The following is a 26,807-nucleotide window of genomic DNA, read 5'->3' on the forward strand; positions in this document are numbered from 1 at the left end:
CCGTTCGCCGCGATGTTCTGGATCACGTCGCCGACGGAGGTCAGGCCCTGGGCCTGGATCTCTTCGCGGTTGAGCGAAACGATCGGCTGGGACGTCTCGGACTCGGCGCGGCGGATGCGCGAACCGGTCACTTCGACGCGGCCCAGCTCCTGGGCGCCCTTGGTGTCGCCAGCCGCGTCCTGCGCGAACGCAGCAGTCGTGCCCGCAACGGTGCCCATGGCGAGCGCGATGGTGATCGCGTCGCGAAGGCGGTTGGTCTTGTGCGTCATTCGTGTTCCCCCAAAACGAAAAAATTGAATAGGACCCATGGACCCGTACGGCGAGAGAGTCGACCGTTAAGGTGGCGTGAGCGTATGTCAGTTTTTTCGTAAAAAAGGGGTTATCACGCCTGCGCCCGATGGACGGCTGCGTATGTAAGGCGAACACTTACAGCCGCTTTCAAGGCGGCCCACACGGCTGTCCGGCACGTGCTGGTCCCGACGCGGGAAGCCGGCTTCCGGAAGCAAGAAACCCGCCTTTCGGCGGGTTTCAGAGGTCCTGCTGGTAGCGGACGTAGGGGACGGCGCCCTCGTCCTTCTCCCCGCTTCCGGGGGCGAAGGGATTGCGCCCTCGCGTCACCACGTTTTCGGCGCCAACGCTCAGCTGGCCGCTCCACGGGGTCCGCCAGCTGAGGCCGAGGTCGAGGCCTTCCCAGTGACCGGGCTGGCTCGGGGAATCGACGACGCGGCCTATCACGTTCGCGCCGAAGCGACCGACGTTCGTGCCGACGCTGAGCGTCTTGATGTCCCAGCGGTCCGCCAGCTCCGGCACGGCGGACGGCGCCACGAGCCGGGCGCGGGCGAGGGTGCCTGCGATCGAGACCGTGGCCTCGCGGCCGATGTTCTTTTCGCCGATCAGCGTCAGCGCATTCTGGTTGACGCGTGAATTCGCCTTGCCCGGCGCGAGCCAGGCCGGCATCGCCTCGCGGCTGTTGCCGACGCCGACGCCGAGGCGGCCGCCCTTGCGGGACACCGTGGCGCCGGCGCTGGCCTGTCGGTTGCCACGGCCGTCGCCGAGCGAGGCGACGAGGCAGTTGTCGACGAGGCTGCCGATCGCACCACCGAAGCGGGCGCGGCGGTCGCAGAGCAGGCCCAGCGTGTCGCCGGCGCCGACGCCCAGCGCGCTGTCGAGGCGCGTGTTGCCGAACTGCCAGCTGGCGGTGGACACGGGCTCGAGCAGCAGGACGGCTTCGACCTTGCCGCTGCTCTGGTTCCACACCGGCAGCGCCTGCGGCAGCGGACGGGCGACCTGCGCGGACGCCATGCCCGACACCGCCAGGAGGCTGGCGGCGAGCAGTCGACGAAGCGGGCGGAAGCGGGACGTCACGGTGGCTGCGACCGGGTGAAGGCCGGAAAGTTCCGGCGGGCGGATCCGGGGCCGACTATAGGCGATTTATCAATCTTTAACAAATGGCCGACGGACGGCGCGGCTCAGTGCGCCCCGGGCGGCGAGTCCATTTCGCGCTCCGCGGTGGCGAAGAGCTGCTCGATCTCCGCCGGCGTGAAGGTATACGCCTGACCGCAGAACTCGCAACGGATGTGGGCTTCGCCCGTCTCGGCCGCCGAGCGCGCCTCGTCCCGGCCGAGCGCCACCAGCATCGACTCGACGCGCGCGCGCGAGCAGGAACAGCCGAACGCGAGGTCGCGGCCGCCCAGAAGCTCGACGCCGTCCTCGTGGAAGAGCCGGTGCAGCAGGCGGGCCCCATCGGTCGCGAGCAGTTCGGCCGCGTCCAGCGTCTCGAACAGGGCGCCGACGCGGTTCCAGCCGTCGTGGTCGCCTTCGTCGCCCGGCAGCTTCTGCAGCAGCAGTCCCGCGGCCGATTCGCCGTCGGCGGCGAGCAGCAGGCGCGTGGGCAACTGCTCGGACTGCCGGAAGTAGTCCTCGAACGCGGCGTCGAGGTCGCTCGCCTCCAGCGGCACGAGCCCCTGGTAGCGCACCGGGTCGCCGTCCGGGCCATGGTTCTCGATGGTGATGGCGAGGATGCCACCCGCGCCGAGTTCGCGCAGGTCCGGCGAGACATCGCCGCCTTCGTCGCCGGCGAGCTGCACGATGCCGCGCAGCGTGCCCGCCGCGGTGCATTCGGCGAACAGCGTGCGGATGGCGCCGTCGCTGCGCATCTGCACGGACAGGCGACCATCGACCTTCGTGTGGCCCGTGAACAGCGCGGCGGCCGCGCAGGCCTGGCCGAGCAGCTTCATCGCGACCGGCGGATAGGCCTCGCGTTCGCGGATATGCCGCCAGGCCTCGTCGAGGCGCACGTGGACGCCGCGCACGCCGGCGCGGTCGATGAGGAAACGCGACAGGCGGTCGCGCTCGACGGAGGGGGAGGTGTCGGTCATGGGGCTCGGGAGTGCGGCGCTTGGCGGATAATGCCCGGCGGGGCTGCAAGGCGATGCGACGACATGGGGACGCGATGACGAAGGTACAAGGCGGGCGTGGGCGCAGGTGGCTGCGCCGGTTGCTGTGGCTGCCCGTCCTGTTCTTCGTGGTGACGGTCGTGCAGGTCGCGAGCCTGCGCTTCATCGACCCGTGGTTCTCGAGTTTCATGGCGATCCGGCAGGTCGAGGCCTGGGCCGAGGGCGACCTGCGCTTCGGCGTGGCCTACGACTGGCGCGACCTCGACCGCATCGCGCCGAGCCTGCCCGTGGCGCTGGTCGCGGCGGAGGACCAGCGCTTCGCCGAGCATTTCGGGTTCGACCTCGAGGCGATCGAGAAGGCGGAACGCGCGAACGCGCGGGGACGCAAGATCCGGGGCGGCTCCACCATCAGCCAGCAGCTCGCGAAGAACCTGTTCCTCTGGGGCGGTCGCAGCTACGTGCGCAAGGGCATCGAGGCCTGGTACACGCTGCTGATCGAGGCGATGTGGCCCAAGCAGCGCATCATCGAGGTCTACGCGAACGTCGTGGAGTTCGGCGACGGCGTCTACGGCGCACAGGCCGCGTCGCGACGTTATTTCCGCAAGGACGCGTCGCGGCTGACGGCCGCCGAATGCGCTCGCCTCGCGGCGGTCCTGCCTGCGCCCAAGCGCTACAGCGTGACGAAGCCGGGGCCGTACGTGGCCCGGCGCGCGCGGGCGATCGAACGCCAGATGCGGATGATCGGCGGGCGCGGCTACCTCGAGCGTCTCGACTGAGCGCCCGGCGCGCCCTATAGGATGCGGCCATGCCCATCGATCGCCTGACCGTCGTCGTCGCCGCCTTCAACGAGGCCGAGAGCCTGCCGTCGCTGCATCCGCGCATCGCCGCGGCGCTCGACGCGGTGCCCGACCTCGACGGCCGCGTGCTCTATGTCGACGACGGCAGCAGCGACGGCACGTGGACCGCACTCACCGCGATCGCGGGCGCCGATCCGCGCGTCGCCGTGCTGCGGCTGTCGCGCAACTTCGGCAAGGAAGCCGCGCTGACGGCGGGGCTGGATCGCGTGCTCGACGGCGCCGCACTGATCCTCGATGCGGACGGGCAGGATCCGCCGGAACTGATCGGCACGTTCGTCGCGCGCTGGCGCGAAGGCTTCGACGACGTGCACGGCACGCGCATCGCACGGGCCGGGGAGGGATTCCTCAAGCGCGCGACCGCGCACGCCTTCTATCGACTCATCGGACGTCTCTCGAAGACGCCGGTGCCTGCCGACACCGGTGATTTCCGCTTGCTGTCGCCGCGGGCGCTCGCGGCGCTGCGGCAGCTGCGCGAGCGCCACCGTTTCATGAAGGGCCTGTTCGGCTGGGTGGGATTCCGCAGCGTCGCGGTGCCCTACGAGCGACACCCGCGCATCGCGGGACGCACGAAGTTCAACTTCTGGCGCCTGTGGAACTTCGCGCTGGAAGGCATCACCAGCTTCTCGACCGCACCGCTGCGGATCGCGACGTACCTCGGCATCGCGACCGCGTTCGTCGCCTTCGCCTACGGCGTCTGGATCGTGGTGAAGGCGCTCACGTGGGGCGACCGCGTCGCGGGCTGGCCGACGATGATGGCCGTCATCCTGTTCCTGGGCGGCGTGCAGCTGATCGGCCTCGGCCTGATCGGCGAATACCTCGGGCGCCTGTACGACGAGGCGAAGCAGCGCCCGCTGTACCTGGTCGACGAATCGCATCCCGCACGCGGGGACGATCAGCGCGCGTAGTGCCCGCCGCAGTCCGCGTCCTTGCCGCCGCCGAGCTCGAGCGTGGCGAGCAGCGCGGCGGGTGGCGCGATGTTGGCGAGCGCGACCGCGAGCGCCGCGCGCAGGCCCACCCGCTTCATGTCCGGGTGGAAGCTCGGCTGCTTGAACGTGCCGGTCACGAACAGTGGCGAGCGGAACGAGAACAGGCTGCGGTCCTTCGGGCGCGGACGCAGCTTCAGGTTGAGTGTCTCGTCGCGCAGGCTGATTCTGCCCTCGCCGATGATGATCGTGTCCGTCGTGTCGAAGGCCAGCGCCTTCGCGCCCATGACGCCGTTGTTGACGGCGAAATCGCCGAAGGCGCAACGCACGGGCACCTGTCGGTCCTTGGTCAGCATGAACTTGAGCGATTCCTGCACGTCCAGGCCGGCCAGTTCCATCACCAGGTTGCTGATGCGCCCGCGCCCCATGCCGACGCCGACCGTGCCGTCCGACGAGCCGAGGATCGCGGCGATCGAATTGCCCGTGCCCGCGAGCGAGGCTTCGCCGCCGACGCGCCCGACCGCCTCCTTCGCCAGTTCCATGCGCGGCATCAGCTGCCCGAGGTTGAGCCCGCGCGCGCTGATCTGCGCGCGCGTGCGGATCGGCGACTCGCGTGCGTCCATGCGGATCGTCGACCGGATATCGCCGCCGGCCACGCCGAAGTTGAGCGGCTCGAGTCGCAGCAGTCCGTTCTGCAGCTTGAGGTGCGCGTCCATGTCGTCGAGCGGCAGCGCGATCGCCTCGATGCGGTTCGCGCGCAGGGTGACGTCGGCGTCCATCGCGCGCAGCTTGTCGAGCTTGTAGGGCTCGTCGGGCAGCAGCCGGGCGCGACCCGCATTGCGCGCGGCCTTTGCCGCCAACTCCGGATTGGTGCTCTCGCCGCCGCCCGCGCGCGGCGCGCCGCCGACGAAACCGGCGAGATCGTCGAAGTCGAGCCGGTGCGAGACGAACTTGCCGCGCAGGTAGGGGCGTGGACCGCCCACCTCGACGCTCGCCGTGCCCGACAGGTCGCTGTCGCCGACGCGCCCCTTGAAGCGGTCGTAGTGCCAGACGGTGCGGTCGCCCTTCGCGTCGCGGGTGAGCTGGCCGTCGAGCGTGTACGGCGGCGTCGGCGGCAGGGCGAGGCCGAGCAGCGGGTACAGGTCCTCGAGGTTCTGGCCCGAGAGTGCCAGGCGCAGGTCGAAGTCGCGCAGCCGCAGCGGGTCGAGCAACGTGCCGCGTGCATGCGCCTTCGTCCGGCCCGCGCTCGCATGGACGTCGACGCGGTACGGCGATTCGCGGTCCTTGAGCTGCAAGGGCGACTCGGCACGACCGTTCAGTGTGAACGCATTGCCCTGCCAGTGCCCATCGCCCTTCGCGACGATGGGGGGCGGCGCGTCGCCCTTCGCCGCCTCGGTGGCGACGCGCACCGCGATGTCGGTGCGATGCACGGGGTCGAGGAACTCGAAGTGGCCGTCGTCGATCCAGAGGTTGCGGAACTGCACGTCGGACTTCGAATCGTCCTTCTTGCGGAAGACCCAGTTGCCGCCGTGCTTGCCCGTTTCGAGGTTGAGCGTGGGGCGGTCCAGTCGGATGGAGGGAATGCGCACGTGGCCGCGGAAGAGCGGCTTGAGCTCGACCCGCGCCCGCACGCGGTCGGCCTTCGCCATCAGCGGACGTTTCGCCCAGTCCGCGTTCGAGAAGGTGATGCGGTCGGCGGTGACCGTGGGGACCCAGCCGAGGTCCACGTCCAGGTCGCCCCGGATGTGCAGCACGCGCCCGGTCCTGGCGTGCACGTACTTCTCGAGCGGACGCCGGAACCAGTTCCAGTCCCAGAGGACGACCAAGACGACGACGGCGATCGCGAGCAGCACGAACAATGTGCGGAACGGATGCCGGAGCACCGCATGCAGCGGCGAGCCGCCGCCGGGGGGCGGGGGCGTGTCGGCCGTCGCGGGGGCGGGGGCCGACATCGGTCCGTCAGCCCGCCGTGCAGGCGAAGGTGCCGCCTTCGTCCTGGCTCAGCTCGCCCTTGCCGTCCGTCATGCGGAACGCGAGGGCTTCGCCGCGGAACCGGAAGGCGTCGTCGGGATCGCGGGCGATCTGCACCCGGCGGCCGTCCTTCAGCGTCACCACCGCGACCAAGTCGCCGATCTCGACCCGGTGTCCGCCGTCGCAGGTGAACGACGCCGCGGCGCGCGGGTTCGGTGCGGCCGCAACGTCGGCAGGGGCCACCGCGGTGCCGCGGCCCTGGAAGCCTTCCGCGCCGGTGACGCCGGTGGACCGCTCGGCGGCTTCCGGCTCGTCGGCGGGCTGTCGCGGCTCGCCGCTGCGCTTTTCCTCGGAGCAGGCCCCGAGCAGCAGCACGAGCGCGAGGGCGGCGAGGCGGGCAGGCATGGAGGACATTAGCGACTCCGGCGGCGGTGGACGCACATTCTGCGTGGACCGATCAAGCGCCGGTGAACCCGTTGCGACCGGTTCAGACCACCTGGCGCAGCACCGCGACGTAATGGCAGACGCTGCCGGCGACGCAGAACAGGTGCCAGATCGCATGCGCGAACCGCGATTTGCGCAGGTAGAAGACGGTGCCGAGCGTGTACGCGATGCCGCCCGCCAGCAGCCAGCCCAGCGTCACCGGGTCGACCGCGCGCATCAGCGGTCGGATCGCGACGATCGCGATCCAGCCCATCGCGATGTAGAGCGCGGTGGACAGTCCCTTGAAGCGGCCCGTGAAGAACAGCTTGAAGACGATGCCGGCCGCCGCGAGCGTCCAGATGCCGGCGAACAGGCCCCAGCCGAGCGTGCCGCGCAGGTCGATGAGGGTGAACGGCGTGTAGGTGCCGGCGATCAGCAGGTAGATCGCACAGTGGTCGAAGACCTTCAGCCGCGCCTTGGCCACCGGATGGGTGATCGCGTGGTAGAGGGTCGAGGCGAGATAGAGGAGGAGCAGGCAGACGCCGAAGACGATCGCCCCGGCGAGTTGCCAGCCGTCGCCGTGGATGGCGGCCAGCGTGATCAGCACGGAACCCGCGGCGAGGGCCGCGATCGCCCCCACCCCGTGCGTCAGCGCATTGGCGAGCTCATGGGTGGCGTGGCGTAGGCCATGGCCGGGCTCGGCGGGCAGGCTGGGGGAGGCGTCCATCCCCGCATCCTACGATACGGGGGCGAATGGCGGGGTGGCAGGTCCGCTCAGTCGATGCCGACCGCATGGGCGTGCTCGCGCGTCGCCATGAAGGTCACGCCGGGCGCGCGTTCCTGGGCCAGCTGCAGGTTGACGCGGGTGGGCGCGAGGTAGACGAGCTGGCCCGCGGCGTCGATCGCGAGGTTCATCGCGTTCTTCTCGCGGAATTCCTCGAGCTTCTTCGCGTCGTCGCAGCGGATCCAGCGCGCGGTGGCGACCTGCACCTGCTCGAAGCTCGCGTCGACGCCGTACTCGTCCTTGAGGCGGTAGGCGACGACGTCGAACTGCAGCATGCCGACCGCGCCGAGGATCAGGTCGTTGCTCATCAGCGGGCGGAAGAACTGCGTCGCGCCTTCCTCGGACAGCTGGGCGAGGCCTTTCTGCAGCTGCTTGAGCTTCAGCGGATCGCGCAGGCGCGCGCGTCGGAACAGCTCCGGCGCGAAATTCGGGATGCCGGTGAAGCTCAGCGACTCGCCCTCGGTGAACGTGTCGCCGATCGAGATCGTGCCGTGGTTGTGCAGCCCGATGACGTCGCCGGGATAGGCCGCCTCGGCGATCTCGCGGTCGCTCGCCATGAACGTGAGTGCGTTCGCGAGCTTCAGTTCCTTGCCGCTGCGCACGTGGAAGGCCTTCATGCCGGCCTTGAACTCGCCCGAGCAGATGCGCATGAAGGCGACGCGGTCGCGATGCATCGGGTCCATGTTCGCCTGGATCTTGAAGACGAAGCCCGACAGCTTGTCCTCCACGGGCCGCACGTCGCGGCCGGTCGTCGCGCGCGGCTTCGGCGCGGGCGCATGCTCGACGAAGAAATCGAGCAGCAGCTGCACGCCGAAGTTGTTGACCGCCGAGCCGAAGAACACGGGCGTCTGCTCGCCGCGCAGATAGGCGTCCTGGTCGAACGGATTCGACGCGCCCTCGACCAGCTCGAGCTCGTCGCGCAACTCGCGCAGCATCGGGGCGCCGATGCGCGCTTCCAGCTCGGGGTCGTCGATCGAGGCGAAGATCGAGGAGTCCTGCCGCGTGAAGTTGCGGCCCTGCTCGTAGAGGTGCACCTCGCCCGTGAGCAGGTGCACGACGCCCTTCAGGCGCTGGCCCATGCCGATCGGCCACGTCACCGGCGCGCACCTGATCTTGAGCACGTCCTCGACCTCGTCGAGCAGGTCGATCGGGCTCTTGCCCTCGCGGTCGAGCTTGTTGATGAACGTCATGATCGGTGTGTCGCGCAGGCGACAGACCTCCATGAGCTTGATCGTGCGCTCCTCGACGCCCTTGGCGACGTCGATGACCATGAGCGCGCTGTCGACCGCGGTGAGCACGCGGTAGGTGTCCTCGCCGAAGTCGGCGTGGCCGGGGGTGTCGAGCAGGTTGACGATGCGGCCCTCGTACGGGAACTGCATCACCGAGGAGGTGACCGAGATGCCGCGCTCCTTCTCGAGCGCCATCCAGTCGGACGTCGCATGGCGCGCGGCCTTGCGGCCCTTGACCGAGCCGGCCATCTGGATCGCGCCGCCGAACAGCAGCAGCTTCTCCGTCAGCGTCGTCTTGCCGGCGTCGGGGTGGGAAATGATGGCGAACGTGCGGCGGCGCAGCGCCTGCAGGGAAACATCGGACATGGCGTCGGCGCGCACGGGGCGCGGCAGAGGTTTCGGGGAGGGCGCCGATTATAGCGGGACGGCCGAGCCCGGCCGCCGCCGGACGGCGTCAAGTACCCGGGGCCGCCGCCGTTAACCGGTTCAGACGCGGAAGGACGGGGGGCGCGGTGTACATCGTGATGGTGGGTGAGGAGGGCGGCCGGGCGGGCGAATTGCAGCTCGCGCTGAACGATTTCGGGCTCGACTGGACCATCTGCTGGCTCGCCGCCAGTGGCGAGGCATTGACGATCCCGAGCGATCGCCGCGTCGACGTGGTGGTGAGCGACATGCGCGTGGGCGCCATGCAGGGCGCGCACCTCCTCGAACAGGTGCGGACGCTGCATCCGGAGGCCGCGCGCATCCTGCTGCTCGACCGCGGCCACGGCACCGACGCGATGACTGCGCTCGACGTCGCGCATCGCTTCCTGCGCAAGCCGCTCGACGCCAGCGAGCTGATCGAGGCGGTCGAGAGCGTGCAGGAGCTTCGCGACCTGCTCACCAACCCGACGCTGGTGCAGACGATCGGCCGCGTGGGCTCGCTGCCGCCGCCGCCGAAGCTCTACATGGAGCTCGAGCGCCTGATGCAGGATCCGGACGTCAGCGCGGCCGAGATCGCGGCCCTGATCTCGCAGGATCCCGCGGTGGTCGCCAAGGTGCTCCGGCTCTGCAATTCCGCCTACTTCTCCGCGGGACGCGCCGTCACCGACATGAAGACCGCGGTGACGCGGCTCGGAACGCGCATCCTGCAGCGGCTGGTGCTGACCACCGAGGCGCTGCAGGCCGGCGCGATGTCCCCCACCGAACGCGAGGCGATGCAGGAGCGTGCGCTCCGGTCGTCGCGGCTCGCCGCACAGCTGTTGAGCGGCCCGAGTGGCGAACTCGCGGCGACCGCCGCCTTGCTGGCCGAAGTCGGCAAGCTGCTGCCGGGCGTCAACCGCGGCGGCCCCGACGACACCGGCCCGCACTACGCGGAAGCCGGCGCCTACCTGCTGGGGCTGTGGGGCCTGCCGATGCCGATCGTCGAGGCCGTGGCCTACCACCACCGCCCGGGTGCCGTGCGCATGTCGGGCTTCTGGGTGCCCGGCGCCGTGCATGTCGCCTGTTCGCTGGTGGGCGGGCTTCCGCTCGACGAGGAATACCTGCGCTCGGTGTTCCAGCTCGAGCGCGTACCGGAATGGCGCGAGAAGGCCGAAGCGCTCGCGGAGGCCTGAGGCTCAGTCGCCGCCGAGGTTGAGCGGGCCCTGCGGCCCGCGCATCCGGAACGGGATCGACACGAGCCGCATCCCGCGGTTCACCTGCACCGCGAAATGCAGGTGCGGCCCGCTGGTGAATCCCGTGTTGCCCGACAGCCCGACCACGTCGCCCGCATGCACGGACTGGCCCTCGCGGACCAGCACGCCCTCGGGCTTGAGGTGCGCATAGACGCCCATCGTGCCGTCGGCATGCAGGATGCGGATCAGGTTCGCGCGCCCGGCGTAGCGCTCGCGATCGAGGCCCGCGCGCGCGAAATCGGTCTCGACCTCCATGACCACGCCATCGCGCGCGGCCAGCACCGGCGTGCCGATCGGCGCGGCGAGATCGAGCGCGTAGCGGTTCTGCTCGTCGTCGTGGCTGAAGCCGCCGCCGAAGCCCTGGTCGATGCGCCAGCCGCGCATGCGCAGTGGCAGTCGGTACTCGACGTCCATCGGGCGCGCGTTCGGATCGCCCGGCACGACGTCCATGCGCACTTCGAAGTCCCCGCCCGTCTGCGGATCGGAGGTGGCGACGTAGGCGACCACGCTGCGACCGCGCGGCGGCACGACGGTGCGCACGGGCAGGTCCGGATCGGCGCGCACGTTGGTGGCCCGCGTGAAGTACATACGCACCTCGACCGGGCCCGACACGCGGCTTTCGGCAATCGCCTGGTAGCCGGGGCCGGAGGGCTGGATGCGCAGCACCGCGATCGCCGCCGGCTCGCCGCCCGTCGCGTCGACGCGCACGGTGGAGGCATGCGTCACCGACGCCGGCACGCGGTCGCCGTAGTGCACGACGCCGCGGGCGTCGACCCAGCGATGGACCTTGCCCGCCTGCACCGCCGGCAGCGCGAAGACGAGCGCGCCGACCAGGACCACGTGGCGCCGCGGGCGGCTCACTGCGTGCAGCGTTCCGACAGATGCAGCGCGCGCGCGACGTCGCGCAGGTCGAACGCCGACAGCGCGCGATCGTCATGGATCGCGTACAGCACGCCTGACGGGAAGCTCGGCGTCGACGCCGCATGCAGCGCGACGCCATCGGTATGCGCCGTGACGCGGCCTTCGAAGCTGCCGCGCGCGGCGAGCGTGCGGCGGTCGAAGACGTGGAAGATGGTGCGCGGCGCGAGCTGGTCGACCGCGATCCAGTAACCGTCGCCGCCGGCGCAGGTCCACAGCGCGACGCCCTCGGCCTGCGCGGCGAACACGTCCTGCGGCAGGCTGCGTCCGGTGTAGCGCCCGGCCAGCGTGTACTCGCGCAGCGTCGATGGGCGCTTCTCGTCCTCGTCGGCGATCAGCAGCCGGTCGTTCTCCGCGTCGCCCGCGATGGATTCGACCGTGTGCAGCGAGGCGGCGTCCGTCGTGTCGCCGAACGTGCCGGTGACCCGTGCGCGCACGCCGCCCACGCCGCTGGTGTCGACGCGGAAGCGCTTCACGCGCTGCGCGAGTTCGGGCAACGGCGGCAGCTGGTCGAAGCGCGGGCCGTACATGAAGTTGTCGGTGACGTAGACGTCGAGGTCGCCGGGCTCCACCTCGCTGATCCACAGGCCGTATGGGCTGCGCAGCTCGGTCTCGCCGAAGGTCGCCACCGGCCGGAAATCCGGCAGCGCGAGCACCTGCACGCGGTGGTTGTCGCGCTCCACGACGAACGCGAGGTCGCCGTGCACCGCGATCCCGTTCGGGCGCTTGAACTGGCCCGGGCCGGTGCCGGTACCGCCGATCTCGCGAAGCCGCTCGCCGCTGTCGCCGTCGTAGACCACGAGCCGGTTGGACGACTTGCCGGTGACGATCGCCCAGGTGCGGCCGTCCTCGCCCGTCCATGTGGCGGCGGAATCGAGCTCGTCGTCGGGCGTTTCGATCGAGACGAAGCGCTCCGGCACGGTGGTGACGTGAACGCCTGCGGGCGGCTGCGCCGAGGCCTTGGGGGCGGGTGGCGGCGTCGGCGGGGCGGGCTGCGTCGCGCAGCCGGCGAGGGCCGCGAGCAGGGCGGCGGAGAAGAGGATCGGGCGCATCGGGCAAGTGTACGGAACAGGCCGGCGAACTGCGCGTGGGTAATCCATCGCTTCATCGCAATGAAGCGATTGACAAGCGTGGGGCCTGGCGGCAGACTGCACGCCTCCATCGAGACCGGCTGAGGGACAGGCCCTTAGACGCCGGGGCAACCAGCACGCGAGTGCCAGGTGCCAACTCCTGCGGCGTCATGCCGGAAGATGGTCGGGCTCCCTGCCTTCGCGGGCGGGGCGTCGCAGGCTCGATGGCCCCGCCGATTTCCCGGAGCCTTCCGCATGAGCCTCGTTTCTTCCCCCGCCTCGCTCGACGCGCCGCTGCAGGCCTTCGACGCCGACGCCTACCTGCCGTATCCCGCCGTGCGCGGCGAGATCGACGCGGACCTCGACTTCCGGCATGCCGGCGCGCGGCGCGTCCGCCTGCGCTACGAGCTCGCCGGCCGCACCTCGTCGCCGGTGGTGCTGGTGGCGGGCGGCATCTCCGCACATCGCCACGTGGCCGCCGGCCCCGCCGATCCGGCCCGCGGCTGGTGGGAGGCGCAGGTCGGCAGCGGCCGCGCCATCGACCCGTCGCGCCACGCCGTGCTCGCGCTCGACTGGGTGGGCGCCGACGGCACGCTCGATGCGCCGATCGATCCCGCCGACCAGGCCGACGCCATCGCGGCCCTGCTCGATGCGCTGCGCATCCGCCGCCTGCACGCCTTCGTCGGCTGTTCGTACGGCGCGATGGTGGGGCTGCAGTTCGCGTCGCGGCATCCTGCGCGGGTGCTGCGGCTCGTCGCCATCAGCGGCACGCATCGCTCGCATCCGTATTCGTGCGCCTGGCGTGCGCTGCAGCGCCGCGCGGTGCAGCTCGGCGCCCTGCAGTGCGACGGCGTCGACGGCCTGGTGCTCGCGCGGCAGCTCGCGCTGATGAGCTACCGCACGCCGGAGGAGTTCGAGGAGCGCTTCGGCGACGCGCGCGTGGTCGACGGCCGCGTGCACGTGCCCGCGGAGGACTACCTCGACCACGCCGGCCAGGCCTATGCCACGCGCACGGCGCCCGCGGCCTTCCTTCGCCTGTCCGAGTCGATCGACCTGCAGGACGTCGCGCCCGAGACGATCGCCACGCCGGTGACGCTCGTCGCGGTGGAGCAGGATCGGCTGGTGCCGCTCGCGGACGCGTATGCGCTCGCCCAGCGCCTGCGCGGCGAGACGCGACTGCGCGTGCTGCGCTCGCGCTACGGCCACGATGCCTTCCTGAAGGAGCACGAGGCGATCGAGGGCATCCTCCGCGAAGCGCTCGACTCGGAGGTGCCGGCGTGAGCGCGCCGCGCAGCCTGCGCCGTGCGACCGCCGCCGTGCGCGCCGGGATCGACCGCGACACCGCGTTCGGCGCGGTGACGCCGCCGCTGGTGCTGTCGTCGAACTTCTCGTTCGCCGGCTTCGCGTGCAAGCGCGAGTACGACTACACGCGCAGCGGCAATCCCACGCGCGACCTTTTGGGCGAGGCGCTGGCCGAACTGGAAGGCGGCGTCGGCGGCGTGGTGACCTCGACCGGCATGTCGGCGATCACCCTGGTGCTGCACGCGCTCGTGCCCGCGGGCGGCCGCCTGGTCGTGCCGCACGATGCCTACGGCGGCAGCTGGCGCCTCTTCAATGCGCTGGCCGCCAAAGGTGCGTTCGAGCTGGTGACCGCCGACCTGACGCAGGCCGCGACGCGCGACGCCGCGCTCGCGGGCGGTGCCGCGGTCGTCTGGATCGAGACACCGTCGAACCCGTTGCTGCGCATCACCGACCTGCACGCGACGATCGGTGCGGCGCACGCCGCCGGCGCGCTCGCGGTCGTGGACAACACGTTCGTGTCGCCGGCGCTGCAGCAGCCGATCGCGTTCGGTGCGGACGTCGTCGTCCACTCGACGACGAAATACATCAACGGCCACAGCGACGTGGTCGGCGGTGCGGCGATCGCGCGGGACGCCGCGGTGCACGAGCGGCTCACGTGGTGGGCGAATGCGCTCGGCCTCACCGGCGCGCCGTTCGACAGCTTCCTGACGTTGCGCGGCCTGCGCACGCTCGATGCGCGCCTGCGCATCCACCAGGAAAACACGCAGGCGCTCGTCGACCGGCTCGCCGGCGACGAGGTGGTGCGGCAGGTCTACTACCCGGGGCTGGCCTCGCATCGGGGGCATGCGCTCGCCGCGCGGCAGCAGACGGGCTTCGGTGCGATGCTGGCCGTCGAACTCGAAGGCGGCGAGGCGGGCGTGCGGGCCTTCCTCGACGGGCTGCGCTGCTTCACGCTCGCCGAATCGCTCGGCGGCGTCGAGAGCCTCGTCGCGCATCCGGCTACGATGACGCATGCCGCGATGTCGCCCGAGGCACGTCGCGCGGCCGGCATCGGCGACGGACTGCTGCGGCTGTCGGTCGGCATCGAGCATGTCGACGACCTGCTCGACGACATCGAGGCGGCGCTGCAGCGCGTGGCGCGTGCCTGTCGTCGCGAGCCGGCGGTCGCCTGATGGCGGCGCTCGCACGGCAGGCGGTCGGTGCGCGAAAACGTCCGGTCGCGGCGGAGATCGCGCTGCTGGGTACCGGCACGGTGGGTGGTGCGCTGCTCGACCGCCTCGCGCGACTCGACGCGACGCTGCCGTCGCTGCGGCTGGTGCATGTCGCGAACACGCGCCGACGGCTCACGGACGTCGCAGGCGTCGACCCGCGCCACGCGCGCGATGCGCTCGCCGTTGCCTGCGCGGAGTGGGTGGATCCACTGGGTTCGTTCGACGGCGGTGCGGTGCCGATCGTGGTCGATGCCACCGGCAGCGAGTCGGTCGCCGCGCAGCATGCGCGCTGGCTCGGTCGCGGCGTGCACGTGGTGACGGCGAGCAAGCTCGGGCAGGGCCTGTCGCTGCAGCGCTCGCAGGCGATCCGCGAGGCCTGCCGCGTCGCCCGCACGCAGTACGGCGACAGCGCGACCGTCGGCGCGGGCCTGCCGCTGCTGCGCTCGCTGCGAGAACTGCGCGCAGGCGGCGATGCGATCACCGGCATCGCGGGCGTGCTGTCGGGCTCGATGGCGTGGCTGTTCGCGCACTACGACGGCCTGCGCCCGTTCTCCGGCTTCGTGCGGCAGGCACGGGATGCGGGCTACACAGAACCCGATCCGCGCGAGGACCTGTCGGGCGAGGACGTCCGACGCAAGCTGCTGATCCTCGCCCGTGCGGCGGGCTTTCCGCTCGCGCACGGCGACGTCGAGGTCGAATCGCTCGTGCCGCCGTTCCTCGCGTCGCGCGCGGTGGCCGATGTCGACAAAGCGCTGCCGGTGCTCGATGCACCGCTGCGCGAACGTTTCGCCCGCGCGTACAAGTCCGGCGAGCGCCTGCGCCACGTTGCGCGGCTCCAGGTGGAAAACGGCCGGGTGCGCGCACGGGTCGGTATCGAATCGCTGGCGCCGGACGACCCGCTCGCGGCGGGGCAGGGCACCGACAACCGCGTGGCGATCCGATGCGACCGCTACGACCGCCAGCCGCTCGTCATCCAGGGGCCCGGTGCGGGCGCGGACGTCACGGCGGCGGCGCTGCTCGACGACGTACTTCGGATCGCGCGCGGCTGATCAGCCGTCGAGGCGCGCGCCGACCGGGCGGCCCTCGATGCGCCCGATGATGCGCAGCGCATCGCGCACCAGCATGTCGGCGAGCCCGTGGTGCATGTTCTGCACGAGTTCGGCCGGGTCCGTGAGCGGCGTCGGCCGGAACGAGGCCCAGCCGTTGCGGCCGTTCGTCTTGACGTAATAGAGCGCCTGGTCGGCGAGCTCGATCATCGATTCCCAGCCGAACCGCGCGCCGTCGTCGTCGCGCACGATCGGATACTGCGACAGGCCGACCGAGCACGTCACCGGCAGCACCAGGCCGTTGCCGAGGTCGAACGGATGCGAGGCGACCGCCTGCTGGATGCGTTCGCCGATGGTCGCGACGTTGCGTTCGGGCATCGGCCGGAACACGAGCAGGAACTCCTCGCCGCCCCAACGCGCCACGTAGTCGCCTGTGCGCACGAGGGTGGTCAGCACCTGCGAGAACTGCTGCAGCACGAGGTCGCCCGCGCGGTGGCCGTAGCGGTCGTTGACCTGCTTGAAGTGGTCGATGTCGACGAGCGCGAACAGCATCGCCTTGTCGTTGACCGGGCCGCCGACGACCTGGCGGTCGTAGAACGAGAGGTCGGCGGGCAGCTGCGCGCCGATGTAGCGCCGATTGCGCAGGCCGGTGAGCGGATCGGTGTGGCTCGCTTCCTCGAGCTGGCGGTTGGCGAACGCCAGCGCCTCGGTGCGCTGTTCGACGAGCGTCTCGAGCACCTTCTGGCGCACGCGGAAGCGATGGCGTTGCAGGCGATAGCCGCCGTAGACCAGCAGCACGAGGACGGCCGCGCACAGCACGAAGAAGCCGGCGGTCTCGTGGAAGCGCGGCGCCACCGAGAACGCGAGCCGCGCCGGGGACTTCGCCCACGCCCCGGCGTTATTGCTCGCGATGACCTCGAAGACGTAATGCCCGGGCGGCAGGTTGGTGTAGCGCGCGCGGCGGATGCCGGCGTCGGCATCGATCCAGTCGCGATCGTAGCCGCGCAGCCGATAGCGCAGCTGCACGCTCTTGGGGTCCTGGAACGACGTCGCGGTGAACTCGAACGTCGCATCGCGCGCGCCGTCGGGCAGCGGCAGTCCGGCGAGGCGCCAGCCGTCGAGCCATTCGCCGCCGGCACGCACGCCTTCCACGGCCACGCCCGGCGCGACGGTGTTCTTGCGGATTTCGCCGGTGTCCATGGCGACGACGCCGTCGCGCGTGGGCAGCCACAGCGTGGGACCGTCGAGCACGCCCTTCGCGGTGCCCGCGCCGTTGCAGCAGAACCCCTGCTGCCCGGCGAGGCGGTCGCCGCGCTCGTTGAGCAGCATCTCGCCGCGGACGGTCCTGCTGCGCCCGCCGACGAGCGCGTCGAGGTCCGCGAGCGGCACCCGGCCGATGCCGCGGAGGCCCGCGATCCAGAGATATTCCCCGTGCTCGGCGATGAAGAACGGCGCGTTCGCGGGCATGCCCTGCGCCGCGCCCATCGGATACCAGCGACGGCCGTCCTTGACGTACGTGCTCTCGTTGAGCGTGCCGATCACCAGGCGCCCGTCGTGCAGGCGCCGCATCGCGGTGACGTCGAGCGTGGTCGGCAGGCCGGGGTCCGTGTCGCGCGCGAACGCGTCGCCGCGCTGTTCGTACACGCCGTCCTGCGTGCCGACGAGCACGCCACCGGGCCCGTCGAGCACGTAGCGCACGCGCGGATCGGCGAGACCGTCCTCGGCGTCGAAGCGGCGCAGTTGTCCATCCTTCAGTCGGAACAGGCCTTCCGGCGTGCCGATCCACAATGCACCGTCGTGGGTGCGCACGATCGCGTTGACCTGCGCCCCGCCGATCGCGGCGAGCTCGGGCAGGGCACGTGGCTTCGAGTCGCCGGCGTCGAGCACGCGCAGGCCGCCGCGGGTGCCGATCCACAGGCGGCCGGGTTCGGCGAGCAGGTTGTAGGCGTGCGGATGCGGCAGGTCGCGCGCGGCGACCACGCGGCGGTACGCGCCGTTCTCGAGCACGCTCACGCCGTCGTTGCCGCCGACCCACAGCCGGCGGCCGTCGGGATCGCGCGAGACCGACCAGACGATGCGATCGGTCAGGCCCTCCGCCGTGCTGTAGCGGCGCGTCCACGAACTCCAGACGCGGGTGAGGCCCTGCCACTGGCTGCCCAGCCACAGGTTGCCCTCGCGGTCCTCCATCGCGGTGCGAAGGCCGGGGACGCCGCCGGGCCCGTCGGCCGGGACGAACTCGGCGACGTGGCCGGCGCGGATGCGGGCGAGGCCGGCGTCGCCGCCGAGCCAGAGGTTGCCGTCGCGATCCTCGTAGAGCAGGTCGATCGGCGAATGCACGAGCTCGGCGCGTTCCTCGTAGGGCATCCAGCCGTCGCTCGCGAGGCGGTACACGCCCATCGACGTGCCGGCCCAGAGGAAGCCCTGTGAGGTCAGCAGCCGATTGACCTGCGCATCCGCGGCATCGGCGGGCAGCGCGAGCCGTTCCCAGCGCCCGGTCTGCAGGCGGCGGTAGACGGCGCCGCGACCGCCGACCCAGAGCCCGTCCTCGCGCACCAGCGGCGACTGCGCCGGCGCGGGCGAGCCGTCGATGCGCACGAGCGCGCCGGAGTCGACCCGGTAGACGCCGGTCATCGCCGTGAGCCAGATGCGGCCCGAGGCGTCCTCGGTCATGCCGGTGACGTCGAGCGCGGTGGTGCCGGCGGGGCCGGGAATGGCCGCGAACTCGTGCCCGTCGTAGACACTCAGGCCCTTGTACGTGCCGATCCAGACGCGGCCGTCGCGGCCGGTCAGCAGGCTGCGGATCCACATGCCGGCGAGCCCCGGCGTGGTGTCCGGGTTGTAGGCATGGAATTCGACGCCGTCGAAACGGGCGAGCCCGGACTGCGTGCCGACCCAGACGTAGCCGGTGCGGTCCTGCGCGAGGCTGAGCACGCTGATCTGCGGCAGGCCCTGCTGGATCGACCAGCTGTCGGCGACGTAGTGCCGGAACGCCTTGTCCGGTGCCAGCGCGGCGACGGGACGCGGCGCCAGCAGGGCCAGCAGCAGGACGAGGAGGGCGACGGCGCGCATCGGGTCGGCGTGGCTCCGGTGAAGGGCTCCGATATCCGGGTTAACGGCCCGTCCGCCTCATCCCTGAGCGACCGCGTCGCGTTTTCAGCACTCGATGACGTTGACCGCCAGCCCGCCGCGGCTGGTTTCCTTGTACTTGTCCTGCATGTCCCGCCCGGTGTCGCGCATCGTGCGGATGACCTTGTCGAGCGAGACCTTGTGCTGGCCGTCGCCGCGCATCGCCATGCGGCTCGCGTTGATCGCCTTCACCGAGCCCATCGCATTGCGCTCGATGCACGGGATCTGGACGAGTCCACCGATCGGGTCGCAGGTGAGCCCGAGGTTGTGCTCCATCCCGATCTCGGCCGCGTTCTCGACCTGCCCCGGCGTGCCGCCGATCGCGGCCGTCAGGCCCGCGGCGGCCATCGAGCAGGCGACGCCCACCTCGCCCTGGCAGCCGACCTCGGCGCCGGAGATCGAGGCGTTCTCCTTGTAGAGGATGCCCACGGCGGCGGCGGTCAGCAGGAACGTACGCACGCCCTCGATCGACGCCCCGGGAATGAAGCGATCGTAGTAGTGGAGCACCGAGGGGATGATCCCGGCGGCGCCATTCGTCGGCGCGGTGACCACGCGTCCGCCCGCGGCGTTCTCCTCGTTCACCGCGAGTGCGTAGAGGTTCACCCAGTCGAGCGTGGTCAGCGGATCGCGCATCGCGGCTTCGGGCTTGCCCGAGAGTTCCGCATGGAGCGCCGGCGCGCGGCGCACCACGTGCAGGCCGCCCGGCAGCGTGCCCGCCTCGCGGATGCCGCGGGCGACGCAGCTCTGCATGGCAGCCCAGATCTCGTCGAGGCCGGCCTCAATCTCCGTCGGGCTGCGCCAGGCCTGTTCGTTCGCGAACATCAGCTGCGCGATCGAGAGGCCGGTGCGCTCGCACTGCGCGAGCAGCGCGTCGCCCGTCGAGAACGGATACGGCAGCTCCGTCTCGTCGGCGACGATGCGATCTTCCGCGGCCTCGTCCTGGTTGACGACGAAGCCGCCGCCCACCGAGTAGTAATCGCGCGTGGCGATCACCTCGCCGTGCGCGTCGTACGCGGTGAACCGCATGCCGTTGGTATGGAACGGCAGCTTCTGGCGCTTGTTCATGATGAGGTCGTGCTTCTCGTCGAAGCCGATCTCGTGCTCGCCGTGCAGTCGGATGCGCTTGGTCGTGCGGATGCGCTCGAGCGCCGCCGGGATCACGTCCGGATCGATCGCATTCGGCCACTGGCCTTCCAAGCCCATCAGGACGGCCTTGTCGGTGCCGTGGCCGCGGCCGGTGAGCGCGAGGGAACCGAACACCTCGGCACGCACGCGGGCGGTGCGCGGCAGGTCGCCGTTCTCCACCAGCCAGCGCTCGACGAATCGCGCCGCCGCGCGCATCGGGCCCACGGTGTGCGAGGAGCTCGGGCCGATGCCGATCTTGAACAGGTCGAAGGTGCTGACGGCCACCGGGGCTCCAGCCGAAACGGAAAAGGGGAGGCGGCTATTCTACGTCCGTACCGCCCGCCGCTTTTCCGTACTGCAGCGCATGCCCATGACCCGGTTCATCCTGTTCCAGCGCGACGACTGCCACCTGTGCGACCTGGCGCTCGATGTGCTGGCGGCGGCACGCCTGCCCGATTTCGAAAGCGTCTTCATCGACGACGACGACGCCCTGGAGGCCGCCTACGGCACGCGGGTGCCGGTGCTGCGCGATACGGACTCGGGCGTCGAACTCGACTGGCCGTTCGACGTGGACCGGTTGAGGTCGGTGTCGGGCTGACTCAGCCGCGCGGCAGCGGCGCGCAGCGGCGGTAGCGGACGCGCTCCGTCCGGCCTTCGTACGTGGTCCGCCACTCGAGGACGTCGCCGCGGAGTGCGAGGTCCATCCGGGTGTCGGAGGGCCCGGGCTCGGGTTCGCCGTCGATGCCGAGCCGTCCCGCCACGCGCCAACGGTCGTCGCCCCGCGCGACCACGCGGTCGACCGACAGGAAATCGCCTTCGCCCATGTCGGCGACCTCGTGCAGGACGTCGCGCCGCACGATGGCGCCTCCGACCAGCGCCGACCAGGCACCGGCACTTCCCGGCGCCGCGCTTCGATAGCGACGGCAGGCCGCGCGGCCTTCGCGCGTGTCCGGTTGCCACACGCCGATCAGCTTCGTCGGCACCGCGTGGGACGCGGCGGCGGGCCGTGCGTGGAGCGACCCGGACGCGACCGCGGCGAGAAGCAGGGCCGCCAGTGCCCGACGCAGGACGACGGGCGAGCGCCACGCGCGCGGCCGTGGGGCACGGACGAGTCCAGCCATTGTCAGCCTCCCTGCGAAAGTCCGGCGCTATTTCGCCGGTGTGCCGCGCGCGGGCAGCAGCATCACCTTCGTGCTCACCGCCACCTCGTTGGGAATGAGGCCGACGTCCGCCCAGTCGCCGCCGCCGACGCCGTAGTCGAGACGCTTCACCGTGGCTTGCCCGGCCAGCACCGGCTTCGCACCGGGCGTCCAGCTGAAGGCCAGCGTGACCGGCCGGCTCACGCCGCGGAGCGTGAGTTGCCCGTCGGCGGCATAACGATTGCCGCCGAGCGCGCGGAATTTCGTCGCGACGAATCGCGCCTGCGGAAACTTGGCGACGTTGAAGAAGTCGGCGCCCTTGAGGCTCGCATCGCGCTCGCCGTCGCCGGTCGCGGTGCCCGCGAGCGGAATGGCGACGTCGAGCTTCGACGTGGAGAGCGCCTTCGGATCGAAGCTCAGCCGCGTCGTGAAGGCCGGGAAGCGGCCGGTGAAGACTTCGCCCTGGTACTTCGTGGCGAACGTGAGCGTCGAGCCCGGTGCCTGCACGTAGTCGGCGGCACGGGCGGACGAAAGGCCGATCGCGGGCGTCGCGGCGAGCGCGAGGAGGAGGGCGGTGGTGCGGATCACGGGACGGACTCCGGAGGCGGCGGACGACGGCGGCCCGGCAGCATGCGATGCAGCGTGCCGTCGCCGAGGAAGAGGTGGTGGTAAAGCGCGGCGCCGACGTGGCCGAGCACCAGCAGGACGAGCAGCCAGAAGCCCAGCTCGTGCAGCTCCTTCGCGATCGCGTTGAGGTGTTCGTTCTTCGCCGCGATCGCCGGCAGGTTGAACAGGCGGAACCACTGCAAGGGATAACCCGACGTCGAATTGACCAGCCAGCCCGTCAGCGGCATCGCAATCATCATCAGGTACAGCGCGCCGTGCATGCCGTCGGCCGCGAGGCGTAGATGCCGTTTCATGCCGGCGACCGGACCGGGCGAGTCGTGCGTCCAGCGCCACAGCAGGCGCAGCAGCACGAGCGCCAGCAGGGTGATCCCGAGCGACTTGTGCAGGGCGTAGATGCGGATCTTCGCGACCGGGCTGGTGAGCTCGGTCATGTAGAGGCCGATGGCGCCGAGCGCGACGAGGAGCGCGGCGGAGGCCCAGTGGAACAGCTGGCTGACCGCGCCCCAGCGCGCCGGTAGCAGGGAACTCGGGCGGTTCATCGGGGCGTTTCCTCCTGTGCGGGTGCGTCGGCTTTCGGCGCACCGAGCCCGCGGCTGGCCTCGAGCTCGATGCGGATCTCGACGTCGCGACCGATCACCGAGGGCCAGTCCTCGATGCCATAGTCGAAACGATCGAGCCGAACTGCCGCGGAAAACCCCGCGGTACGGCGGAACGGCGGCATCGGATGCCGCTTGACCGCATTGAGCGTCGCGTCCATGCACACCGGCCGCGTGCGCGCATGCAGCGTGAGGTCGCCGCAGAGTTCGGCATGCGAGGCGTCGCGCGGCGTCACGCGCGTCGACACGAAGCGCACCTCCGGCGAACGCGTCGTGTCGAGCAGGCGTTGCACCGCGCCGTTCCAGGCGTCGTCGCCGAAGTCGAGCCGCGACAGCGGGATGCGCACGTCGACGCGCGCGTCCTTCCAGCCCTCGGCGAAGTCGACCTGCCCGGTCGCGCCCGACGCGATGCCGAGCGCACGCGAGAAGCCCGCGTGCTCCACCGCGACCATCACGCGGGTGTGCACCGGGTCGATCGCGAACGTCTCCGCCGAAACGGCGGGTGCGAGCAGCAGGAGCGACAGCAGCGGATGGGGGCGCATGGCGGTCCTCGTCGGAGGCCTCCGATTCTAGGCGCCGGCCGCGAAGGCGCCCGTGGACGCCCGCAACGGCCCGTTCCATCCGGGTTGCCGCGGCTTCCGGGATGGCGCAGCCTTGGCTGCGGGGACGCTTGGGGAAGCAGGATGCGCGGCGTAGTCGTCGGGTGGATGGGGTGGATCGTGTTCGCGGCGTGCGCGCTGGGGGCGGGCGTCGCGCACGCCGGACTGCCGGAGACGCCGCGGCCTCGGCAGTTCACCGTCGCCGACGGCCTGCCGTCGAACCGCATCAACGGGCTCGCGCAGGATCGCGCGGGTTACCTGTGGATCGCCACCAGCGACGGCCTGGCCCGCTTCGACGGCGTGGGCTTCCGCACCTGGCGCGTCGACCAGGGCCTGCGCGACAACGACGTCTGGGCGGTGCACGTCGACGCGCGCGATCGCGTCTGGGTCGGCACGCGCAGCGCCGGGCTCGCGATGCTCGACGCCGACCGCCGCGTCTTCCACTGGTACGACCGTTCGACGCCCGGCATCGGCGGCAACGAGGTCTGGTGCGTCGACGGCACGCCCGACGGAAGCATCTGGTTCGGCACCGCGGACGCCGGCCTGCATCGCCTGCGCGACGGGCGGATCGAACGCTTCATGCCGGTGCCCGGCAACGCGCGCAGCCTGCCTGCCGCGGACGTCCGCAAGCTCGAGGTCGACGACCGCGGCGTGCTGTGGGTGGCGACCGGGCAGGGCATCGCGCGCTGGACCGGCCACGACTTCGCGCGCGACCCGGCGGACGCGCTGCCGGCCGCCGTGGTGAACGGCCTCACCGCCGAGCCGGGCACCTTGTGGATCGGTACGCCGCGCGGCCTCGTGCGCCGCGCGCCCGATGGCGGCATCGCGGCGACGTCGCTGCCGTCCGCCGGTGGCGAGCCGCTGCAGATGCTGCTGCGCGACCGCGCGGGCACGCGCTGGTTCGACATCCCGCAGGGCCTGGGGATGGAAGGCGACGGTCGCGTCGACGTCGTGCCGCTCTACAGCAGCGCCGCGCAGGGCCTCGTTCGCCCGGCCTGGGTGGATGCGCGCGAGGACCACGAAGGCGGGCTGTGGTTCGCCAGCAACACGAACGGCCTGTGGTACCTGCCGCCGCGCTGGCGCCAGTTCTCGGTGCTGTCGCGTCGCCTCGGCGACCCGGCCTCGCTCGCGAACGCGCAGGTGCGCGGCATCGCGCCCGCGCACGACGGCTCCACGTGGCTGGTCGGCAGCGGCGGCGTGCTCGATTCGTTCGACAGCGAGACGGGCGCGGTGCGCCACGTCTTCGACGACGTCGCGCAGGGCGTGATCCTCACCTCCGTGCTGGAGGAGCGCGACGGCCGCGTCTGGGTCGGCTATTTCGACGGGCTCGCGCGCATCGACCTCGCGACGCGTCGCATCGACCGCTGGCCCGCCGGTACGCGCGACGGGGCGCCGCGCGGCGAGCCGTGGCAACTCGCGCAGGACGCGGCAGGCCGCATCTGGATCGCGAGCGAAGGCGGCGTTCAACTGCGCGACGCCGACGGCGAGGTGCTCGTGACGGCCATGCCGGGCGATGGCCGCGGGCTGCCGCGCGGTGCGGTGGTCGGTGGGCTCGGGCGAACGCCCGACGGCGCCGTCTGGGTCACCACCACGGCCGGCGTCTACGCCGGGGATCCCACCGCCGGCGGGCTGCGACGCGTGCCGGGAACGGCGCCCGGCGCCGTCTACGGCGTGGGCTTCGACACGCTGGGCGATGCGTGGCTCGCGCGCTTCGGTGCGGTCGAGCGTTACCGGATGCAGGGCGGGACATTGGTCCTGCTCGATCGCCTCGATGCGGCGAGCGGCTTTCCCCGGCTCGCGCCGAGCGGCCTCACCGTCGACGCGCGCGGCATCGTCTGGGCGACGGGCGTGCGCGGCCTCGTGCGCGTGGATCCCGTCTACCGTCGCAGCCGCATCTACGGCGTCCGCGACGGCCTGCCCAGCCAGGAATTCGCCGGCCCGCCGGTGCCGCGGCCGGGCGACGGCCGCATCCTCGCCGGCACGCCCGACGGGCTCGTGGTGTTCGACCCGGCGGTCGTGCATCCCGCCATGCGGGTGCCGCGGCTGCTCGTCGAGTCGGCCGACGTCGACCGCGACGGCCGGCGGATCGAATTCGATCCCGCCGGACCGTTGACTCTCGCGCACGGCGACCGCGACCTGCGGGTGCGCGCCCGCCTGATGGCGTTCAGCGACAGCGCGGCGAACGTCTACCGCTTCCGCCTCGTCGGCTTCGACCGCGACTGGGTCGATGCCGGTGCCAGCGGCGAGCGCGTGCTCACGCAGCTTCCCCCGGGCGACTACCGGCTGCAGGTGATGGCGCGCGCGGCGGACCCCGTCTGGTCGGCGCCGCGCGAAATCGCGCTGCACGTGCGCCCGGCGTGGTGGCAGTCGCCTTGGGCGCGCGGCCTGTTCGCGTTGGCCGCGCTACTACTTGCCGTCGCGGCGGCCGCCGCCTACCGCAACCGCCTGCGTCGTCGCCATGCCGAACAGCGCATGCGGCACGAGCAGCGCCTCGCCGAGGAAGCGTCGATGGCGAAGACCCGCTTCCTCGCCACGTTCGGGCACGAGGTGCGCACGCCGATGACCGGCGTGCTCGGCATGACCGAACTGCTGCTCGACACGCCGCTCGACGCGGGCCAGCGCCAGCGCGTCGATGCGATCCGCAGCGCGGGCGAGCACCTGCTGCGCCTGCTCAACGATGCGCTGGATCTCGCGCGCATCGACTCCGGCCACCTCGAACTCGCCGACGAGCCGTTCGACCTGCACGCGGTGCTGCGCGACGTGGCGGCACTGGTCGCGCCGCTCGCCGAGCGTCGCGGCCTCGGCTTCTCGCTCGACATCGCCGACGACGTTCCGCGTGCCGTCTGCGGCGATCCGAGCCGGCTGCGGCAGATCCTGCTCAACCTGCTCGGCAATGCGGTGAAGTTCACCGAGAAGGGCGGCATCGGCATCGGTGTCTCGCACGACGGCGGGTGGCTGCGGTTCCGTGTCGCCGACACCGGGCCCGGCCTGTCGGACGCGCAGTGTGCGCGCCTGTTCCGTCGCTTCCAGCAGGCCGACGGCGCGCGCACCGCGGCGCGCTACGGCGGCAGCGGGCTCGGGCTCGCGATCAGCACCGAACTCGCCGAAGCCATGGGCGGCCGCATCGGCGTCGACAGCACGCCGGGGCGCGGTTCCACGTTCCTCGTCGACCTGCCGCTGCGCGAAGCCGAACTCCCGACCCCGGCCCCACCGCGCCCGCTGCTCGCCGACGGCGGGCGCGACCTGCTGCTCGTCGAGGACGATCCGACCGTCGCCGAGGTGGTGGCCGGGTTGCTGCGTGCGCAGGGTCATCGCGTGAAGCATGTGCCGCACGGTCTCGCGGCGCTCGCCGAGGTCGGCCTGTCGCGCTTCGATGCCGCGCTGCTCGACCTCGATCTTCCGGGCCTCGACGGGTTCGCGCTCGCGCGCCAGCTGCGGTCGCACGGATTCGAAGCGCCGCTGCTGGCGGTGACCGCCCGCGCCGATGCCGAGGCTGAGCCGCGTGCACGCGATGCCGGTTTCGATGCCTTCGTCCGCAAGCCGGTGACCGGCGCCATGCTCCGCGACGCGCTCGCGGCCGTGCTTAAACCCGATGGCGCGCCGGTGCATCGCAGTACGGAGGCCCGGCAACCCGCCGCGAGCCGCTGATGGAATTCCGATGAAGCGATTGCCCGCGCTCCTGCTCGCCTGCCTGGTCCCGGGGCTGTGCGCCGCCGCCGACGCCCCCGCCGTCCGAACGGTGCCCGCGGTGCCGTTGATCGAGCAGGCACGCGACGGCCAGCGCCTCAACTTCGACCTCCTGTTCGAGAA

General features: G+C 71.5%; 23 protein-coding genes and 1 riboswitch. Of the genes, 8 read left to right on the forward strand and 15 right to left on the reverse strand.

What is annotated here, in order from left to right; all coding sequences use genetic code 11:
- From ACY35P_RS10145 to hslO, 3 genes are all read right to left on the reverse strand, one after another.
- On the reverse strand, positions 1–269 hold a 269-nt coding region (locus tag ACY35P_RS10145; RefSeq protein ID WP_462115713.1), incomplete at its 3' end, for a hypothetical protein.
- A 259-nt stretch (positions 270–528) separates the two neighbouring features.
- On the reverse strand, positions 529–1,302 hold the full coding sequence (locus ACY35P_RS10150) for an XOO1806 family protein (protein WP_462115734.1): 774 nt from the start codon (positions 1,300–1,302) through the stop codon (positions 529–531).
- A 167-nt stretch (positions 1,303–1,469) separates the two neighbouring features.
- Positions 1,470–2,378: an Hsp33 family molecular chaperone HslO gene (hslO, locus tag ACY35P_RS10155; protein WP_462115714.1), complete on the reverse strand. Its 909-nt coding sequence runs from the start codon at positions 2,376–2,378 to the stop codon at positions 1,470–1,472.
- Between the two features lie 74 nt (positions 2,379–2,452).
- On the opposite strand from hslO, the gene mtgA reads away from it, so the two are divergent.
- Both mtgA and ACY35P_RS10165 read left to right on the forward strand, forming a co-directional pair.
- A complete protein-coding gene (gene mtgA / locus ACY35P_RS10160; protein WP_462115715.1) occupies positions 2,453–3,172 on the forward strand; it encodes a monofunctional biosynthetic peptidoglycan transglycosylase in 720 nt (239 codons plus the stop codon).
- A gap of 29 nt (positions 3,173–3,201) precedes the next feature.
- Entirely contained in the window at positions 3,202–4,158 is a 957-nt protein-coding gene (locus tag ACY35P_RS10165; protein WP_462115716.1) for a glycosyltransferase family 2 protein, read from the forward strand.
- Here the strand turns inward: ACY35P_RS10165 and ACY35P_RS10170 are convergent.
- From ACY35P_RS10170 to ACY35P_RS10185, 4 genes are all read right to left on the reverse strand, one after another.
- Positions 4,146–6,128, reverse strand: coding sequence for an AsmA family protein (locus tag ACY35P_RS10170; RefSeq protein ID WP_462115717.1), 1,983 nt, complete (start codon positions 6,126–6,128; stop codon positions 4,146–4,148). The genes ACY35P_RS10165 and ACY35P_RS10170 overlap by 13 nt on opposite strands.
- 7 nt (positions 6,129–6,135) lie before the next feature.
- Positions 6,136–6,561: a hypothetical protein gene (locus ACY35P_RS10175; RefSeq protein ID WP_462115718.1), complete on the reverse strand. Its 426-nt coding sequence runs from the start codon at positions 6,559–6,561 to the stop codon at positions 6,136–6,138.
- 73 nt (positions 6,562–6,634) lie between these two features.
- Positions 6,635–7,297: a PAQR family membrane homeostasis protein TrhA gene (gene trhA / locus ACY35P_RS10180; RefSeq protein ID WP_462115719.1), complete on the reverse strand. Its 663-nt coding sequence runs from the start codon at positions 7,295–7,297 to the stop codon at positions 6,635–6,637.
- Positions 7,298–7,344: 47 nt separating this feature from the next.
- The gene (locus tag ACY35P_RS10185) at positions 7,345–8,949 is read right to left on the reverse strand and encodes a peptide chain release factor 3 (protein WP_462115720.1); all 1,605 of its coding nucleotides are present in this window, start codon (positions 8,947–8,949) and stop codon (positions 7,345–7,347) included.
- 146 nt (positions 8,950–9,095) lie between these two features.
- Here ACY35P_RS10185 and ACY35P_RS10190 point away from each other — a divergent pair, with 146 nt between their 5' ends.
- Positions 9,096–10,178 (forward strand): HDOD domain-containing protein, encoded by a 1,083-nt coding sequence (locus ACY35P_RS10190; protein ID WP_462115721.1) that lies wholly within the window; start codon positions 9,096–9,098, stop codon positions 10,176–10,178.
- 3 nt (positions 10,179–10,181) lie between these two features.
- Here the strand turns inward: ACY35P_RS10190 and ACY35P_RS10195 are convergent, their stop codons facing one another.
- Together ACY35P_RS10195 and ACY35P_RS10200 are read right to left on the reverse strand one after the other, a co-directional pair.
- Entirely contained in the window at positions 10,182–11,099 is a 918-nt protein-coding gene (locus ACY35P_RS10195; protein WP_462115722.1) for a peptidoglycan DD-metalloendopeptidase family protein, read from the reverse strand.
- Entirely contained in the window at positions 11,096–12,208 is a 1,113-nt protein-coding gene (locus ACY35P_RS10200) for a phytase (RefSeq protein ID WP_462115723.1), read from the reverse strand. Before ACY35P_RS10200 ends, ACY35P_RS10195 begins: the two co-directional genes overlap by 4 nt.
- A 103-nt stretch (positions 12,209–12,311) precedes the next feature.
- Positions 12,312–12,413, forward strand: a riboswitch (SAM riboswitch).
- 68 nt (positions 12,414–12,481) lie between these two features.
- On the opposite strand from ACY35P_RS10200, the gene metX reads away from it, so the two are divergent.
- Genes metX through ACY35P_RS10215 form a run of 3 tightly spaced genes read left to right on the forward strand, consistent with a single transcriptional unit; the run spans position 12,482 to position 15,788 of the window.
- Positions 12,482–13,507: a homoserine O-succinyltransferase MetX gene (gene metX, locus ACY35P_RS10205; protein ID WP_462115724.1), complete on the forward strand. Its 1,026-nt coding sequence runs from the start codon at positions 12,482–12,484 to the stop codon at positions 13,505–13,507.
- Positions 13,504–14,700, forward strand: coding sequence for a cystathionine gamma-synthase (metB, locus tag ACY35P_RS10210; protein WP_462115725.1), 1,197 nt, complete (start codon positions 13,504–13,506; stop codon positions 14,698–14,700). Before metX ends, metB begins: the two co-directional genes overlap by 4 nt.
- A complete protein-coding gene (locus tag ACY35P_RS10215) occupies positions 14,700–15,788 on the forward strand; it encodes a homoserine dehydrogenase family protein (RefSeq protein ID WP_462115726.1) in 1,089 nt (362 codons plus the stop codon). Before metB ends, ACY35P_RS10215 begins: the two co-directional genes overlap by 1 nt.
- Here the strand turns inward: ACY35P_RS10215 and ACY35P_RS10220 are convergent, their stop codons facing one another.
- Entirely contained in the window at positions 15,789–18,854 is a 3,066-nt protein-coding gene (locus tag ACY35P_RS10220) for a ligand-binding sensor domain-containing diguanylate cyclase (RefSeq protein WP_462115727.1), read from the reverse strand.
- A gap of 84 nt (positions 18,855–18,938) precedes the next feature.
- Positions 18,939–20,321, reverse strand: a complete 1,383-nt coding sequence (locus ACY35P_RS10225; protein WP_462115728.1) for an L-serine ammonia-lyase — start codon at positions 20,319–20,321, stop codon at positions 18,939–18,941.
- An 85-nt stretch (positions 20,322–20,406) separates the two neighbouring features.
- Here ACY35P_RS10225 and ACY35P_RS10230 point away from each other — a divergent pair, with 85 nt between their 5' ends.
- Entirely contained in the window at positions 20,407–20,634 is a 228-nt protein-coding gene (locus tag ACY35P_RS10230) for a glutaredoxin family protein (protein WP_462115729.1), read from the forward strand.
- Position 20,635: 1 nt separating this feature from the next.
- On the opposite strand, the gene ACY35P_RS10235 is transcribed toward ACY35P_RS10230, so the two are convergent.
- From ACY35P_RS10235 to ACY35P_RS10250, 4 genes are read right to left on the reverse strand one after another with little or no spacing between them, the layout of a single operon-like run.
- Positions 20,636–21,157, reverse strand: coding sequence for a hypothetical protein (locus ACY35P_RS10235; protein ID WP_462115730.1), 522 nt, complete (start codon positions 21,155–21,157; stop codon positions 20,636–20,638).
- Positions 21,158–21,184: 27 nt separating this feature from the next.
- Complete coding sequence (locus ACY35P_RS10240; protein ID WP_462115735.1) at positions 21,185–21,715, reverse strand: YceI family protein; 531 nt, start codon at positions 21,713–21,715, stop codon at positions 21,185–21,187.
- A gap of 44 nt (positions 21,716–21,759) precedes the next feature.
- Positions 21,760–22,341 carry a cytochrome b gene (locus ACY35P_RS10245; protein WP_462115731.1) on the reverse strand — a complete coding sequence of 194 codons (582 nt, stop codon included), beginning with the start codon at positions 22,339–22,341 and terminating at the stop codon, positions 21,760–21,762.
- On the reverse strand, positions 22,338–22,940 hold the full coding sequence (locus ACY35P_RS10250; protein ID WP_462115732.1) for a YceI family protein: 603 nt from the start codon (positions 22,938–22,940) through the stop codon (positions 22,338–22,340). Before ACY35P_RS10250 ends, ACY35P_RS10245 begins: the two co-directional genes overlap by 4 nt.
- A gap of 141 nt (positions 22,941–23,081) precedes the next feature.
- On the opposite strand from ACY35P_RS10250, the gene ACY35P_RS10255 reads away from it, so the two are divergent.
- Positions 23,082–26,645, forward strand: a complete 3,564-nt coding sequence (locus ACY35P_RS10255; protein ID WP_462115733.1) for a hybrid sensor histidine kinase/response regulator — start codon at positions 23,082–23,084, stop codon at positions 26,643–26,645.
- Positions 26,646–26,807 lie beyond the last annotated feature (162 nt).

The organism is Lysobacter xanthus (genome assembly GCF_047159895.1).

Excerpts from the sequence above, each read along its gene's own strand:
- ACY35P_RS10170 (WP_462115717.1), bottom strand. The coding sequence starts at position 6,128 with ATGTCGGCCCCCGCCCCCGCGACGGCCGACACGCCCCCGCCCCCCGGC.
- ACY35P_RS10250 (WP_462115732.1), bottom strand. The coding sequence starts at position 22,940 with ATGCGCCCCCATCCGCTGCTGTCGCTCCTGCTGCTCGCACCCGCCGTT.
- ACY35P_RS10200 (WP_462115723.1), bottom strand. The coding sequence starts at position 12,208 with ATGCGCCCGATCCTCTTCTCCGCCGCCCTGCTCGCGGCCCTCGCCGGC.
- hslO (WP_462115714.1), bottom strand. The coding sequence starts at position 2,378 with ATGACCGACACCTCCCCCTCCGTCGAGCGCGACCGCCTGTCGCGTTTC.
- ACY35P_RS10215 (WP_462115726.1), top strand. The coding sequence starts at position 14,700 with ATGGCGGCGCTCGCACGGCAGGCGGTCGGTGCGCGAAAACGTCCGGTC.
- ACY35P_RS10165 (WP_462115716.1), top strand. The coding sequence starts at position 3,202 with ATGCCCATCGATCGCCTGACCGTCGTCGTCGCCGCCTTCAACGAGGCC.
- ACY35P_RS10150 (WP_462115734.1), bottom strand. The coding sequence starts at position 1,302 with ATGGCGTCCGCGCAGGTCGCCCGTCCGCTGCCGCAGGCGCTGCCGGTG.
- ACY35P_RS10255 (WP_462115733.1), top strand. The coding sequence starts at position 23,082 with ATGCGCGGCGTAGTCGTCGGGTGGATGGGGTGGATCGTGTTCGCGGCG.
- trhA (WP_462115719.1), bottom strand. The coding sequence starts at position 7,297 with ATGGACGCCTCCCCCAGCCTGCCCGCCGAGCCCGGCCATGGCCTACGC.
- mtgA (WP_462115715.1), top strand. The coding sequence starts at position 2,453 with ATGACGAAGGTACAAGGCGGGCGTGGGCGCAGGTGGCTGCGCCGGTTG.
- ACY35P_RS10175 (WP_462115718.1), bottom strand. The coding sequence starts at position 6,561 with ATGTCCTCCATGCCTGCCCGCCTCGCCGCCCTCGCGCTCGTGCTGCTG.
- ACY35P_RS10235 (WP_462115730.1), bottom strand. The coding sequence starts at position 21,157 with ATGGCTGGACTCGTCCGTGCCCCACGGCCGCGCGCGTGGCGCTCGCCC.
- ACY35P_RS10230 (WP_462115729.1), top strand. The coding sequence starts at position 20,407 with ATGACCCGGTTCATCCTGTTCCAGCGCGACGACTGCCACCTGTGCGAC.
- ACY35P_RS10185 (WP_462115720.1), bottom strand. The coding sequence starts at position 8,949 with ATGTCCGATGTTTCCCTGCAGGCGCTGCGCCGCCGCACGTTCGCCATC.
- metX (WP_462115724.1), top strand. The coding sequence starts at position 12,482 with ATGAGCCTCGTTTCTTCCCCCGCCTCGCTCGACGCGCCGCTGCAGGCC.
- ACY35P_RS10245 (WP_462115731.1), bottom strand. The coding sequence starts at position 22,341 with ATGAACCGCCCGAGTTCCCTGCTACCGGCGCGCTGGGGCGCGGTCAGC.
- ACY35P_RS10220 (WP_462115727.1), bottom strand. The coding sequence starts at position 18,854 with ATGCGCGCCGTCGCCCTCCTCGTCCTGCTGCTGGCCCTGCTGGCGCCG.